Raw genomic sequence first — 712 nt, 5'->3', positions numbered from 1 at the left:
GACCAGTAGCGCCCGCGACAACGGTGACAACGACAACGAGTACTGGGAGATGACCGACCCGGACGGCACCGTCTACTACTTCGGGTACCACAAGCTCCCGGGCTGGGCCACCGGTAAGGAGACCACCGACTCCACCTGGACGGTGCCCGTCTACGGCGACGACGACGGCGAGAAGTGCCACGCGGCGGCCTTCAAGGACTCCTGGTGCCAGCAGGCGTGGCGCTGGAACCTCGACTACGTGGTCGACCCACACGGCAACGCCGTCGCGTACTACTACGACAAGGAGACCAACCACTACGGTCGCAACCTCAAGGCCGAGGACGAGACCCCCTACGTGCGCGGTGGCCAACTGGATCGCATCGAGTACGGCCTGCGAGACAGCAGTGCCTACGCCACCCAGGCGTTGGCGAAGGTCACCTTCACCAACAGTGAGCGATGCCTCCCCACCACCGGCGTCACCTGCGCGGCCGACACCATCGGCACCAAGGCGCAGTACTGGTACGACACGCCGTGGGACCTGAACTGCGCCGCGGGCGCCAAGTGTGACCAGGGGCGGCTGTCGCCCAGCTTCTGGACCCGCAAGCGACTGACCGAGGTCACCACCGAGGTCCTCAAGGGCACCACCTACGCCAAGGTGGACTCCTGGAAGCTGGGACACCGTTGGGGTACGGCGGATGTCGACTACCAACTCCTCCTCGAATCCGTCCAGCAC

General features: G+C 65.6%; 1 pseudogene. It reads left to right on the top strand.

Features of this window, described 5'->3' with window-relative positions:
- Positions 1–712, top strand: a pseudogene (locus tag KUM32_RS38330) (sugar-binding protein); the annotation flags it as partial.

This window comes from Streptomyces sp. AC627_RSS907 (assembly GCF_019049165.1).
This window is presented reverse-complemented; position numbering and strand designations above follow the sequence as displayed.